Genomic DNA, 13,507 nt, shown 5'->3' on the forward strand with positions numbered 1-13,507 from the left:
AACGGCTTACTGGCAGTGGGCCCAACTGCTTCGAAGAAGTGGCGCAACACATCAACAAATTTCTCCGGCGCTTCGAGCATGGGAAAGTGGCCACAAGCATGCATCGTCACGAGCCGTCCCCGCTGAATGCGAGCAAAAATCTTTTGCGCATGATCCACCGGCGCAAGCGCATCTTGTCCACCGGCTACAATGAGCACGGGCACACTGACTTCAGCAATGCCGGCGATAGCCTCCTGAAACGTTTGCTCATCCAGTGCTGAGCCGATCATAGGCCAGGCCGAGCGAGCATCAAGTTGGCTGAAATCGCGCAGCAGCATTTTTCTGGCCGCCGGCGAGAGCCGGCCAAGCCCGTAACGTTGCAAGACCACATGGCGAACGAGCGGGAGCGTGGCCATACGCTTGAGTACGAGCAAGGCTTGGACATATTTCAGCCGTCGTTGCAACACGTGATCTGAGGCTAACTCAGCTTCGGCTGCCACGAGCGATAGTGTTTGCACATCCTGAGGATGACGGTCTACCGATAAGCCAGATGCCAGGACGCCCAATCCGTGCGCAACTAGATGAACGAGTCCCAGCCGCAACGAAACGAGCAGGCGGTGTAAATCGTCGGCATGATGATCAATCGTATACGAAGCGGCTGGCAAAAACGAACGGCTTTGACCGAAACCACGCGCGTCGTAGGTGACACAGGTGTAAGTGGAACTTAATCGCTGTACGATCGGTTGCCAGTAGTTTTGTGAAAGCGCCCAATCGTTGACAAAGACAATGGGCGGCCCCTGTCCTGTGCACTGAAAATACAAATCGCCGTCTTCGACTCTGAGATACGGCATACGATGGCGGATCACTGAGACGCTTAGGCGTCCTGTACGGGGCGCTTGAATGTGTATTTCACATAGCGACTGATAGAGACCACATCAATAGATTTCTGCGAGCGGTGCACCACATAGCCATCCACATAGACATTGACTAATTCCCAGCCCTCTTCGCCTAGCTTGTTCAATCCGGCGTCTACGTTCTCGTCAATGAAGTCCTTCCCTGTCACAATCGCGCCTAATTTCCTCAGTTCGCCCCAATCCAACGTCTTGTATTGCCATTTGACCATATCGTCTCTCCTCCATCTCCTCGTCCTGTGTCAAGCCCGTCTGATCAGGCAATCGCTTACTGAGTACGCATCGGCATGGCTTCAATCGTTGGCAATGCGCGAATCACGACATCGCCTACGATCTTCAAACTTTGGGGTGAGAGTTTATCGAGCGTGTCATGTTCGGTATGCCAGTAGCGATTGAGCAAACCATAGTTGAAATCAATCAGGTCCACAGCCGGCACGCCTTTCTGCAAAAACGGCACGTGATCATCATCAATGAAACCGAGATCAGATGTGAAATGCTGACCATACCCAAGCTCGCGTGCCGTCTGCCAGATGACGTCCACCAATGAGCGGGTTGAGTAACCGTCGCGTTGAATTGCCAAATCCTTGTCCCCGATCATGTCCAACAGAATCAGCGCGCGAATCTGCCGGAGCGTGCCATCTTTTTCCCACCGTTCGACGAGATGCCGGCTGCCATACCGCGAATCCGTCGGGCTCCACTCAACAACGGCCTCCTCGCCATCGAAGAAGACAAACCAGACATGCGGCCGCTCCGGCTCCGGTCGTTGAGACAATACCCGCGCGATTTCCAATACGGCGCCGGTGCTCGATCCACCATCATTAGCGCCGACGAATCGAATGTCCGTGAACAGCTTCGTGTCATAATGACTGCCAATCAAGATGACCTCTTTCGTCCGGCCCTTGAGCTTGCCGATGATATTCATCATCGGCCAATTTCCTTTGGGCGTCTGCCCGATGAAGCGGTCTTCTTCAACTTCGATCTTGTATTGGCGGAGCTGCTCGATGATATAAGCCTGCGTCTTTTGATGCGCCTCGCTGCCGACCGGTCGCGGTCCCCAGCTCACCATTTGCTGAACGTGCGCAAACGCTCTGTCTGCGTCAAACTCACTGGCGTTCGTTCTTGCTGACTCCGCTTTCTGAGCAGTGGCTGCCGGCTTGCCTGCACAGGCGCCGACGGCACCTGAGAGAGTAACCACCAAGAGCATCCAAACGAGGTTCGCCAGCCGCTTTCTCGTCCATCCCATAAACAAACTCCTTTGCCGCCTTGATGCTAACACATCTTAGATGTCTCTCAAAGCGAAGATGACGCGCGTCAGGATTTTTTCCATCGGCGCACATGACGACAGAACTCATCGGCGGAGAGCCGATGTCGAGCGACCTCCTCATCATTCACCAAGATGACGGGAACGTCATTGGTATAGCGCTCTTTCAGTTCTGGGTCGTCGTCAATGTTGATGACCTGCAGCTCAATTTCATCGCTGCACGCTGAGCGACGAATCGCTCTCTCAGCCACGTCGCACAAATGGCAGCCGGCGCGCGAATAAATCTTGACCGAAACTCGTTCTGCTTTGCTCATCAATGCAGCATCATACTGCACAGTAGTTGAACACGGCAACTTGACGGTGCTAGCATCTTGGCCGGTTGACACGGATGAGGCGGCACCTAGCACAGAAACACATCGTGTGGTTGTTGATGATTAGTGTTGCCATCGGTGCCATGGTGGCGGCGTTCATCTGGCGCGCGCCGCGGAAGCCGCTGAGTCGGTTTGCGCCCGAGCAAGCGCTCGCTTATGTTGAAATCGAAGACCCCAACCGGCTCGTCCGCGAACTCTCCTCAGCGCAAGGCTGGCAAGCTGTGGCTCGACAGATGGGCTGGCCGTCATCGTGGAACTGGCTGAACGCGCTGGCTGCGGCCTTTTCTGACCACTCGGATTGGCAATGGCTCCTTTCAGCGAGGCTGGCGTTAGTCATCACCGGATTAGAGATTGATAGCACTACGCTAACACCGCATTGGTGCCTGATGATTGAACCGGACGAGCTATCGGGTGAACTTCAACAACGAATTGAGGAGCAAACAAAATCCTTGGCCAACCGCGTGCTGGGTCAATGGACAGAGCGATCTGCTGAGCATGCCGGACGAATCGTGCACAGTTACAACGGTCAGGAACAGGATCGCCGTCTGGTGTGGTGCTCTTTCGACGACCTCGTTTTGGCTGGCAATCATCCTGATTCAATTCGACGCATCCTTGACACATACGACCAGAAGCAGCCATCGCTTGAGCGAAACCCGACCTATCAACGCTTGCGAGCGATTGACCGAGGCGCATCACCGTTGTTCGGTTACGTCAGCACTCACCGAATCGCCACAGCGTCCAAGCAAATTCCTTGGCTTGACCGTAACCAACTGATGCCGGAACGACTCGCCCGCCTGTTTTGGCAAACGTTTTTCTCGGCATTCGACATTTCCCTCTCTTACCGCTTACAGGTACAAGGGGGAACCGTCGTCGAGCGAATCCATGTGTTAAACACGCCAGGCTCGCCACTGGCGTCCATTGTGTCAGACGCGACGGCAGGGACTCAGATTCGCGCCCTCGCCTTGATCCCAGCAGATGCACACAGTCTGATGATCATACGCCCGGCCGATCTTGAACAACGACTCCAGGCACTCGACGATGCGCTGAAGCAGCGGCTGTCAGCTTTCTCACATCTGGCGTTGCGAGAAACGCTCGCGCGGCTGAAACTTTCACTTGGACTTGATAGAGACGACACGATTGCCGACGCTGTTGGCAACGAAATTGCCATTGTGGAGACGGCTCGCGGTGATTTTCTTCTGATCGTGCAAGCTAAGCGGAAAGGAAAACTGGCCGCGTTGGTCGGCAAGTATTTGCAGCGCGACGGCGCCGCCTTGACGACGATTCCCTACCGCGGCGTTGAGATATACCGCTCGTCCATCGAAGGCAGCAAGGCTTGTTGCTTCGTGGACGACCTGCTTGTTATCGGCTCGTTCGATTCGGTGAAGAATGCAATTGACGCTCATCAGAACGAAGGCGACTCAAAATCACTTTCTGCGCTCAAAGCCCTGATCGAACAAGAAGCAGTGGGATCATTTGAGATTTCAGCGCGCCTGGGTCGTGCAACCGAGGCCATGCGGCTGGCCGCGTTGCTACACAACCTGACGGGACGAACAGAAGAATCACATCATCTCATCCCGATGCTACGTTCGTTGCCGCCGACGATCCGAACAACGCGGGCTTGGACAGACGGGGTGCTCATCGAATCCAAATCAGCGTTGGGCGAGTTGGTGTTCATGCTTCTTGCCGAGGCTCTTGCTAACGTGGCGACGCAGGCCGGTTGAAAATGGCATGAACAGCGCCGCTATCAATGCGTGCGCCACTTGCCAACGTGGCGACGCAGGCTGGTTGAAAATGGCCTCACGAGGAACTTTCAGGTTTGGTTGGCGAAGCAGCTTCAATGACGCCCCTGACGACATATTCCCGGCCATCGCGGAAGATTGTAATTTCAATCTCAGTGCCCTCTTTTTGGCTTGCAATGAAGCGATAGAACTGACTGGCCGAGGTGATGGCGACACCATTGACCTTGGTGATGATGTCTTCCCGTCGCAGGCGTGCGCGCGCTGCTGAGCTGCCGATTTTGACCGAGGTGACCAGCACGCCTCCGTCACGAGGCAGGTTGAATCGCTTGCGAATGTAGGGCGTGGTGTCAACCACGCGCACGGCAAACGATCCGCGTGTCACGCGACCTTTTTCGCGCAGTTGGGGCAGGATGTCTTTGAGCGTGTTGATGGGAATCGCGAAGGCCAATCCTGTGCCGATCGTCGCCGCATAGCTGCTGATGCCGATCACTTCACCACGCTCATTGACCAGCGGGCCGCCGGAGTTACCGGGATTGATGGCCGCATCAGTTTGCAAGAAATCGTTGAACAGGCTGCCGGGCAACTGGCGTCCTTTGGCGCTGATGATGCCCAACGTGACCGTATGATCGAAGCCCCACGGACTGCCAATGGCCAATACCCAGTCGCCGATCCGTAACTGATCACTATCACCGAGCTTGACCGTCGGCAGCGGATCACCTTTGACCTCCACTTCCAACAGCGCAATATCAGTTGGCTCATCGGTCCCCCGGACGCTGGCCGGGACAACCTGCCCATCGGGCAACGAGACGGAAATCGGACGCCCGGATTTAATAGCTTCAGCAATGACATGATAATTGGTGACAATCAGGCCGCGCCCATCAATAATGAAGCCGCTGCCTTGCTGCATGCTACCTGGTCCACCAGCAATTTCGATATTGACGACTGCCGGATTGACCTGCTCAACGATGCTGGCAATATCAGCCGGCGGTGTGAATGAAGATTTCCGAGCCGTCTGTGCCCACGCTGATGGGCCAACGGCAACGCTCAACAACGTTCCGAGCAACCACATCAAACAATACTTATTCATCGGTCTCTACAGCTTCTTTTGGGCTTTTGTGGCAGGCGAACGACGCGCTTTTACAACACGCGCCGCAGATGCTCGCTTCGGCTCTGGCTCCGGCTCAAGTGGAGCCGACCGCTGCTCAATGAGCTGAAGGAAGCGATTCATGTCGTATTCCCCTTCAGCCGCCATCTGCTGACGGATGTCATGAAGGATCTCTAAGAATTTCGGTTTCCGATACACGATTACCAAACCTGATCCACAAGAAATTCGGGCGTGATCACTTGCGGTACAAAGAAACCGGCGGCGATGTTAAACATTTTGACGCGCGCTTGCCGGTAGATATTGGCTAAATAACCGAAGTTCCACGTCACAAGAAAATCAACCTGATGAAATGAAGCGAGAGCCATGTGAACCGCATCCGCCATGAATTTGCGCTGAAAGATGCCACGGCTCAAGTACCCTTCCGCGAGGATGCCCACTTCCTCGGTGACAGCGAGTTGTGGGATGTCGCGCACCAGCCGAAGGTAAGAAGAGCGCCGCGGCTCTGGCACACGCTCTAACTCACGGATCACCAGCGGCGCGATGAAGGCATCATAGCGAGGCCGCTCGTGTTCCCACCACCGTATTGTCAAATCACGGCGAAATGGGTCGCCATTATCCAGATAAGCGCCAATGACGGATGTTTCCAGATAGATTCTAGTTTTCACTCGGCTTTTCCACTGGGTTTGCTTCAGCGGTCGGCGTGATGCGCCTGACTGCTTCTGTTTGTGGCCGCATGAGCAAACGGCCGCGCTGAAAATCGAAAGTGACACGGAAATGGCGTAAGAAACTGCCGCCAATGATTCCCGCTTGGAAAAAGCCTGCTGTCTCGTTGATGGCGGCCAGATTCAAAATCGGCGCTCGCACGTTCCGTTGCTCCAAATCATGCACGCGAAACGAAGGGATCACCATCAGCGCCACCTCTTCGATCGTGCCGGCAGCGCCCAGGACACGAACTTTCAAATCAGGCAGCAATTTGCTTTTCCAATTTAACTTTTCAATGACATCATCGCACAACACGGTGGCGCTCGCGCCTGAATCAATCAGAAAATGATACCCGCTATGCTCCTCCAACTGGACGAGCGCGCTCATCAATCCACCATTGGTCGTGCGAAAAGGAATGACAGACACGTCTGCTGGCAAGTTTTCTAAGAAATCGAGCGTGCCCGGCCGCTCCACAATCATTTCGCGTTGAGCATAATCAAGCGTGAGGCGAAAGTTTGATAAGACCGACAAGCCGAGGAAGCCATCAACGGTCACGCGCGGTTCATCTTTCTTGCCCGACTCAGCGAAATGGCGAAACTGCCGAATATAGATCGGCACGTTGTAAACCTTCATCTCGCCGATTTCCAGCCGATGAATCAATCCATAGACAATCGGAAACGTGCCGCCGCCGCCAACAGCCCGCGCATGCCCGCCCCGCGCCATCGGGTTGACGTTGAGGCGGCGAGCCGTCGCTTCAGACATGACCGTGATGCTCGCTCCTGTATCCACGACAAACATCAACGGCGTATCGTGACCATTGATCCGAACACGCACGTATGGCCTGGAATTGTCTAGCACAAAAGGGACTGATACAGACCGTGGGCCGTCAACTTGATGAAGCCGAGAAACCTGACTGCGAGATAACGCAAAATAAAAATCAATCAACCCGCGATAACGAGCGCGTTTCTCTTCTTCCAGCTTGGGCGAAACAACCAGGAAGCGCTGGTAATACTCGGCGGCCTCCTTGAACCGCTCCAGCCGCGCGGCTGTGCGACCAAACGCAATCCAAAAATCAGGCTCGCGCGGTTCGACGCTGGTGGCCAGCCGCAGTCGCTCATAAGCCGATTCACTGCGATTCTCAAAAAAATCAATCTCCGCCATCCCCGCCAGTGTCAGCGGCTCCCGCGGATCAAGGGCTAACGCAGCGTTCAGTTCTTGAACCGACTCTTGGAAAAAACCCATGCGCAGCAGCGCCACACCGACCAGCGCCCGCGCCCGCGCGTTGATGATCCCCTGATTGATGACCGACGTCGCCTCTTGATAAGCGCGTTCCAGTTGACCTTGTTTGATCAACATCCAGCTCAACTGTAGCCGGCTCACATGATCGCTCGGCTCCACGGTGAGCACATCACGATACAGTCGCTCGGCTTTGGCATAGTCGCCGGCGCGATGGGCTTGCTGAGCTTCGCGGCGAGCTTTTTCCACTTCAATTCGCTCATCAGCCAAGGCATTCACCGACACACAGCAGAGCAAGCAAATTCCTACCCTGACAACGCGCGCCAATCGTGGCCGACCTTGCTCGACGAACTGAATGCACTGATTGACTGTCTCACCACGACGTGGCTCTCTCAAGCGGAAATTGAGTCTCGGTGATCGGAGCACGTTGAGATTCTAGTGGGCAGCCAAAGCGGTTGTCAAACAACCCAGAGGCGGCTGTGACGGTGGCTGAGGTGCAGCAGTGAGCATTGTGTCACCTCAGCATCTGATCATGCACACCACAACTGACCGAAGCGATCCAACTCCATGAGAATTGCCCATGTGTGACAGCATACCGTGAGAGCTGACTGAAAAGTTCGGAGCGCCCTTGCATGCACACCTTTCAACCAGCAGCCTGGATGCCTGCGCCCCCAGCCGGGTCTAACGGAGTGAAAGAGGTTCCCCAACGGATGAAACGTGCCACCGGATATCTTGTATTTGTTCGGAACCGAACTCAGAACCGAATACGAAGCGAAACTACTTGCTGAGGCGTGCCGAGTGATCTTCTATCCGTTGGAACCTTTCATCCGTTGGCAGAGATTTTCCAACGATGCTTCTGCTTTCAACTCACTGAGGGGATTCAACAGGCGACGGACGACGCAGACTAATACGGGTCTGCTGGTTGATGCGCCGCGGTCGAGTTTGAGGTTTTTCATCGTTCAGGTCTGAGATCATCTGCTCTGCGTCATCTCTTGAGTGACCTTCCTGCACCGAGGTCATCGAACGCAACGGCACACTGGCTGGCTGCTCCGTCTCCGGCGGCGTTATTTCAGGTAGTTCCAGAGCCGGACCGGGATGAACTGAGCAATAGACGGCCAGCTCACGCCCTTCAAGGAAGAATTCGATTCGGTTCTTCGGGCAACGTGTCGTGGCCAACATGCCGGTATCAGGATCAACAAGACGCTCAATCAATCCCTCTGGCTGAACAAAGTCGCCGGCCAGTAAATCCGGGCGCAGCCGCGCAGCCTGCCGCATAAACGAAATCCAAATGGGCAGCGCAGCCGAACTACCCGTTTTGAATAATGGCGAATTATTGTCGAACCCCACCCAGACGACACATACAATGGCGGGCGTCAATCCAACAAACCAGGCATCGCTGCGTTGCGACGTTCCTGTCTTGCCAGCCAGCGCGAAATCGCCCAGCGCAGCCGCTTCATAGGCTGTTCCATAGGGCTGCCGAATCACATCACGAAGCGCGCTCAAAACGATGTAGGCCACCTGCGGACTCATCACGCTCTGCCTTTGCGTTGAGATGCTTCTGACAAGACTGCCATCAGAGCTGGCCAGATATCGCAACGCGGTCGGGGCGACACGCCGTCCGCCGGCGACAAATGCCGTGTAGGCCGAGGCCAGTTCCAACGGCGTCACTTCAGCAGCCCCTAACGCCGTGGCGCCGGAACTCTCCGGTCGAGGCAGGCCGCACCGCTGAATCATGTTGGCAACGACGCTGTAACCTGTGTCCTGCGCCAACGCGACGGTGACCACATTTAACGATCGAGCGAGCGCTTCCCGCACCGAGACCATGCGGTCGAGGTACTTCCCGCCGAAGTTCTCCGGCGTGTACCCATCTTCAAAGGATCGTTTCGCGTCCATGTACATCGTTGCCAGTGTGATCGGATTCTCCTCGTGCATGCCCGACGAGAGCGCCGCTGCGTAAACAAATGGCTTAATGGCAGAACCGGGTTGCCGCTGTGCATCGGTGACCCGATTCAGTTGACTCTGCGCATAACTGCGTCCTCCAACCATCGCCAAGATGTCACCCGAACGCGCGTCCAGCACGACCAACGCCGCTTGTAAGGAGTCGTCTCGCTCCATGCTTCTTCGGATGCGCAAGTCGCGCTCCAGCACGGCCAGCCCTTCACCCACGGCCACAGAGGCGGCCATTTGCAAGCCCATGTCCAGCGTGGTGTAGACGCGATAACCAGCTTCAGCCAGGTCCAAATTTGGCATCTCACGAGCGAGTTGTTCTTGCACGTAGTCGAGAAAATAAGGCGTATTGGCTTCAACCTCGCCGGGACGTGTTTTCAGCGTCAATCCTATCGGCGACCGCTTCGCTTCCTCTGCCTGTTCAGGTGAAATCGCCTGTTGCTGCACCATCGCATCCAAAACGATGTTGCGACGCTTTAACGCTTCGTCCCGATGCTCCTCCATCAGATAATAAGCTGGGCGATGGATCATTCCGGCTAACAGCGCGGCTTCCGGCAACGAGAGCTTTGACACATCCTTATTGAAATACTCGCGCGCGGCTGCGCCAAAGCCATAAATAGACAATCCGCCCCGATACCCCATGTAAATCGTGTTGGCGTATTGAGTGAAAATCTGCTCCTTGGTCAAGCGCCGCTCCAGTGCCAGGGCCAGGAATGCTTCTTGTAGCTTGCGCTGGTAGGTGCGCTCGGCGCCAACCAGAATGTTTTTGACCAGTTGCTGGGTGATAGTCGAGCCGCCTTCAACAGTTCGTCCCTGCCGATAATTCCGCCAAAGGGCGCGGGCAATCGCCATGAGGCTCACGCCTGCGTGGTCAAAGAAGCTGCGGTCTTCGATGGCCAGCACCGCTTTGACCAGATGTGGCGGCAGTTGCCGATAATGCACCTCATAGCGGACGCCGCGTTCATTCTTCCATGACGTGCCGCCTAACGAACGTGTCACTGTGCTGATCACCACTGGCTCAATTCGGCACGTCTGCAATGGGCGGTTGGACTCCGCCTCAATGATCTGCTGAATCTGTTGTCGTTTCGCGTCGAATCGAATGAGCAAGCGAGGAAACCGCTCGCGTGGCATGAGCCGTGCCGACTCTCCCGGTATGACTTCCACCAATGTGCTTGATTCTCGATAAACGCCTTGCCCTGGCTCGGTCGCTCTTGCGGCTTCGACGTACGAAGCCAGGCGCAAATAGTCAATCAATTTGGCTTGCGTCATCCGCTGGCCAACTTGTAATACCAGAGGAGCGGCATAGATATTCGATGGATTGACTTTTCGGTTGACGCCGGCGAGCCACTGATCCAGTTGGTCTGTAGCTTGAGAGTAGAAATAAAAGAAGACTCCACTTAGGCAGAGTCCGGTGAGCAGCACCAAGACCACGAGTCCTTTGAGCCAGCGCCGGCGGGGGGCATTCCGGCTAACTGATTGGTTCATCATGGTTCTTGACCTGGCTGACATACGGCGACTTCCCATTGCCACCTGATGGCATCATCTGATACGGGCTTGTCGGCACTCTGTTTCATTAAATTTGTTCGACCGGCCGCACACTCGAATTTAATCACATGCTTTTTGCTGAATCAACACTTTGAAATGATCACCCAATGCGCCAGGCATGAGAAGGTGTTTCGCCGCCAGGAGCGATTGATAGAACTCAACGCCGGCCCCGCCTGATTCTCGCATGGCCGCGAGTCTTTCCATCAATCCCTGTTCCAGCAAGAATTGTCGCTGCGTCTTGAACTCAACAAGGCGCAGGCCAACTCGCTCGCCATGTTCGATGAGTGTGGTGAAATCCACACTGGCCGTGATGTCCTGATCCCCAATCCGCTCCAATACGTCATCAATCAGAACGTGGCGATAAAACGACCGCACGGTCCCTTCGCGTCGGGCAGCCGAGAACAATCGTTCACGCCGATCGCCATAATCAATGGTGAGCAGGTAACCGTGTTTGAGCAGTCGCGCGATCAGTTCAAGATACCGCAGCGCATTCAAATTCACTTCGATCACTTGCCCTTCGTCCAGACCCAACGACCAATTCATGACGAATGCTTCCACTTCTTGGCATGAGCACGGACCGGCCACCCATATCCAACGGCCGTCGCGCCAATCCACATACAACTCATGAAAACGACCGTTCCGCCATTGCAACCGATGAACCGGCATGGCATCAATCAATTCGTTAGAAAAGATGATCCCCGTGACCGTACCGGCTTCAAATTCATCGAAGGACTTCCAGGTGATATTCGGCATGTGCTGCAACCGTTCTTGCTCGACCTGTTTCATCGCCGGGCTTGCCTCGACCATGACATAAGTGATCCGTTCAAACCACTCGTGGTGCTCGCGCTCCAAATGCCGCAAAACATGTTCGGCCAACAGACCTGTGCCGGCACCCACCTCGATGAACATCGGCTCGGATGAGTCGGGCAATCCATTCAACAGCACGACCAGCTTTTCGGCTAACAAAACACCAAACAGCGGATGAATGTTCGCGTTTGTGTAAAAATCGCCTCGTCCTCCGATCTGCTGTCTTCGGGTGTAATACCCATCCTCAGGGTCGTAGAGAGCCGTTTGCATGAATTCACAAAAAGAAATAGGCCCTGATTGCAAAATCCTTTGTCGGATGCTCTCGCCGAGTCTGGTCATGACAAAAACAAAGCCCACGCCAGTCGGCTGGCGTGGGCATCATGAACAATCCCTACAATCAATCCAGGCTCAGGCGGCGGCTTCCTGCACCTCAGGCTGCACGCGAATGACACGGTCTTTACCGAAAATATATCGGGTCGGCTGTTCTTTCATGATCTTGTCTTGCAGCCGCATCAATCCATAGAGCAACGCTTCAGGTCGGGGCGGACAGCCCGGTATATACACATCAACGGGCACAATGCGATCTACCCCTTGCAGCGTCGAGTAGGAATCAAACGGGCCGCCCACGCTGGCGCACGCGCCCATGGCAATGCACCACTTGGGCTCAGGCATCTGATCCCAGACACGTCGCACCACAGGCGCCATCTTCAACGTGACTGTACCGGCCACAATCATCAGGTCTGATTGCCGAGGACTCGGTCGAAAGACGCCAGCGCCGAACCGATCCATATCAAATCGGGACGCGCCGGTGGCCATCATTTCGATCGCGCAACATGCCAATCCGAATGTCATCGGCCAGAGGGCTGATTTACGTCCCCAGTTAAACACAAAGTCAACAGTGGATGTGAGGAAATTGCCGCCGCGTTCTTCAATCATGTCCACTCCAGGGCTCCTTTTTGCCACGCATAGTAATAACCAACTACCAAGATGCCAATGAAAATGACGATCTCAATGAGTCCGAAGATGGCCAGCTTGTCATAAACGACTGCCCAGGGAAAGAGAAAGATCGTCTCCACATCGAAAATCAAAAACAACATGGCAATCAAATAATACCGAACCGAAAAACGCTCTCGTGCGTCCAGTTGCGGGTCAATGCCACACTCATAAGGACTCAACTTGGCCGCTTCCGGCTTATTGGGACGCACAAAACGCATCAAGCCCAGCACCACAACAGGAAATGCAATGGCAATCACAAGCAAAACAATTATGGGAATGTACCCGAAAATTGGATTGGTTGGTGTTTGCATCAACAACAGAGCCGGCATAATCATGAATGATCCTATGCGCTTTTGCTGAAACGAGCCCCAATCATAGGAGCCGCCCCCTCCCTTGTCAAGCTTGTCTCCCGAATCCTTGATTGACGGCTCAGGTCGGCTCTGTGCCTGCTGGCCGCCCCCTTGTCAAGCTTGTCTGCCGAATCCGGCCTGAATCATGACGAACATTGACGTCCTGGATTGAAACCGAGTCAAACTCGTCAACCTTGTCTGCCGAATCCGGCCTGAATCATGACCAGGGCGCTCCTCCCTCACCTTCTGGCGCCGCCTGTTGCTTCATTCTTGCATTCGTTGGTTGGTGCGATGTTTCGGGTGCGCCTCCCTCACCTTCTCCGCATGAAAATCGCTTTCCAGCTCAATCCGCGCGCACCCCTTGCCTCGGAGGCGACCTTTGAAGTGCTGCGCCGCGGCGCAGCTCTGGCCGGTTTCATCCCTCGCCTCTTGCCTCCAACGTGACCTTTGGAGTGCTGCGCCGCGGCGCAGCTTTGGTCAGTTTCATCCCGCGCCGCTTGCCTCAAACGTGACCGTGTGAGTGGTGCGCCGGGGCGCCGCTCTGGCCGGGTGACGACC

General features: G+C 55.2%; 12 protein-coding genes. 1 reads left to right on the forward strand and 11 read right to left on the reverse strand.

Annotated features, from left to right (window positions below; translation table 11 throughout):
* The 4 genes from NZ823_10525 to NZ823_10540 form a co-directional block, all read right to left on the reverse strand.
* Positions 1–830, reverse strand: an 830-nt coding sequence (locus NZ823_10525; protein MCS6805560.1) for an alpha/beta hydrolase, incomplete at its 3' end; no start/stop codon positions are given.
* Between the two features lie 23 nt (positions 831–853).
* Entirely contained in the window at positions 854–1,102 is a 249-nt protein-coding gene (locus tag NZ823_10530; protein ID MCS6805561.1) for a DUF4177 domain-containing protein, read from the reverse strand.
* Between the two features lie 56 nt (positions 1,103–1,158).
* Positions 1,159–2,133, reverse strand: coding sequence for a M28 family peptidase (locus tag NZ823_10535; GenBank protein ID MCS6805562.1), 975 nt, complete (start codon positions 2,131–2,133; stop codon positions 1,159–1,161).
* A gap of 68 nt (positions 2,134–2,201) precedes the next feature.
* On the reverse strand, positions 2,202–2,465 hold the full coding sequence (locus tag NZ823_10540; GenBank protein MCS6805563.1) for a glutaredoxin family protein: 264 nt from the start codon (positions 2,463–2,465) through the stop codon (positions 2,202–2,204).
* A gap of 116 nt (positions 2,466–2,581) precedes the next feature.
* On the opposite strand from NZ823_10540, the gene NZ823_10545 reads away from it, so the two are divergent.
* Positions 2,582–4,243, forward strand: a complete 1,662-nt coding sequence (locus NZ823_10545; GenBank protein MCS6805564.1) for a DUF3352 domain-containing protein — start codon at positions 2,582–2,584, stop codon at positions 4,241–4,243.
* Between the two features lie 76 nt (positions 4,244–4,319).
* Here the strand turns inward: NZ823_10545 and NZ823_10550 are convergent, their stop codons facing one another.
* The 7 genes from NZ823_10550 to ndhC all read right to left on the reverse strand — a co-directional run bounded on the left by NZ823_10550 (position 4,320) and on the right by ndhC (position 12,928).
* Positions 4,320–5,348 carry a trypsin-like peptidase domain-containing protein gene (locus NZ823_10550; GenBank protein MCS6805565.1) on the reverse strand — a complete coding sequence of 343 codons (1,029 nt, stop codon included), beginning with the start codon at positions 5,346–5,348 and terminating at the stop codon, positions 4,320–4,322.
* 218 nt (positions 5,349–5,566) lie between these two features.
* Entirely contained in the window at positions 5,567–6,031 is a 465-nt protein-coding gene (locus NZ823_10555; protein MCS6805566.1) for a type II toxin-antitoxin system VapC family toxin, read from the reverse strand.
* Positions 6,021–7,700, reverse strand: a complete 1,680-nt coding sequence (locus tag NZ823_10560; GenBank protein MCS6805567.1) for an aspartyl protease family protein — start codon at positions 7,698–7,700, stop codon at positions 6,021–6,023. The genes NZ823_10555 and NZ823_10560 overlap by 11 nt, the downstream gene beginning before the upstream one ends.
* Before the next feature lie 471 nt (positions 7,701–8,171).
* On the reverse strand, positions 8,172–10,739 hold the full coding sequence (locus tag NZ823_10565) for a PBP1A family penicillin-binding protein (protein MCS6805568.1): 2,568 nt from the start codon (positions 10,737–10,739) through the stop codon (positions 8,172–8,174).
* A 117-nt stretch (positions 10,740–10,856) separates the two neighbouring features.
* Positions 10,857–11,873 (reverse strand): SAM-dependent methyltransferase, encoded by a 1,017-nt coding sequence (locus NZ823_10570; protein MCS6805569.1) that lies wholly within the window; start codon positions 11,871–11,873, stop codon positions 10,857–10,859.
* 138 nt (positions 11,874–12,011) lie between these two features.
* Positions 12,012–12,539, reverse strand: a complete 528-nt coding sequence (nuoB, locus tag NZ823_10575; GenBank protein ID MCS6805570.1) for an NADH-quinone oxidoreductase subunit NuoB — start codon at positions 12,537–12,539, stop codon at positions 12,012–12,014.
* On the reverse strand, positions 12,536–12,928 hold the full coding sequence (ndhC, locus tag NZ823_10580; GenBank protein MCS6805571.1) for an NADH-quinone oxidoreductase subunit A: 393 nt from the start codon (positions 12,926–12,928) through the stop codon (positions 12,536–12,538). Before ndhC ends, nuoB begins: the two co-directional genes overlap by 4 nt.
* Between the last annotated feature and the right edge of the window lie 579 nt (positions 12,929–13,507).

This window comes from Blastocatellia bacterium, from assembly GCA_025054955.1.
GTDB lineage: Bacteria > Acidobacteriota > Blastocatellia > HR10 > J050 > JANWZE01.

What these genes read in the sequence shown, in the direction of transcription:
- NZ823_10535 (MCS6805562.1), bottom strand. Translation starts at nt 2,133, where the DNA reads ATGGGATGGACGAGAAAGCGGCTGGCGAACCTCGTTTGGATGCTCTTG.
- NZ823_10545 (MCS6805564.1), top strand. Translation starts at nt 2,582, where the DNA reads ATGATTAGTGTTGCCATCGGTGCCATGGTGGCGGCGTTCATCTGGCGC.
- ndhC (MCS6805571.1), bottom strand. Translation starts at nt 12,928, where the DNA reads ATGCCGGCTCTGTTGTTGATGCAAACACCAACCAATCCAATTTTCGGG.
- nuoB (MCS6805570.1), bottom strand. Translation starts at nt 12,539, where the DNA reads ATGATTGAAGAACGCGGCGGCAATTTCCTCACATCCACTGTTGACTTT.
- NZ823_10530 (MCS6805561.1), bottom strand. Translation starts at nt 1,102, where the DNA reads ATGGTCAAATGGCAATACAAGACGTTGGATTGGGGCGAACTGAGGAAA.
- NZ823_10570 (MCS6805569.1), bottom strand. Translation starts at nt 11,873, where the DNA reads ATGCAAACGGCTCTCTACGACCCTGAGGATGGGTATTACACCCGAAGA.
- NZ823_10550 (MCS6805565.1), bottom strand. Translation starts at nt 5,348, where the DNA reads ATGAATAAGTATTGTTTGATGTGGTTGCTCGGAACGTTGTTGAGCGTT.
- NZ823_10540 (MCS6805563.1), bottom strand. Translation starts at nt 2,465, where the DNA reads ATGAGCAAAGCAGAACGAGTTTCGGTCAAGATTTATTCGCGCGCCGGC.
- NZ823_10565 (MCS6805568.1), bottom strand. Translation starts at nt 10,739, where the DNA reads ATGATGAACCAATCAGTTAGCCGGAATGCCCCCCGCCGGCGCTGGCTC.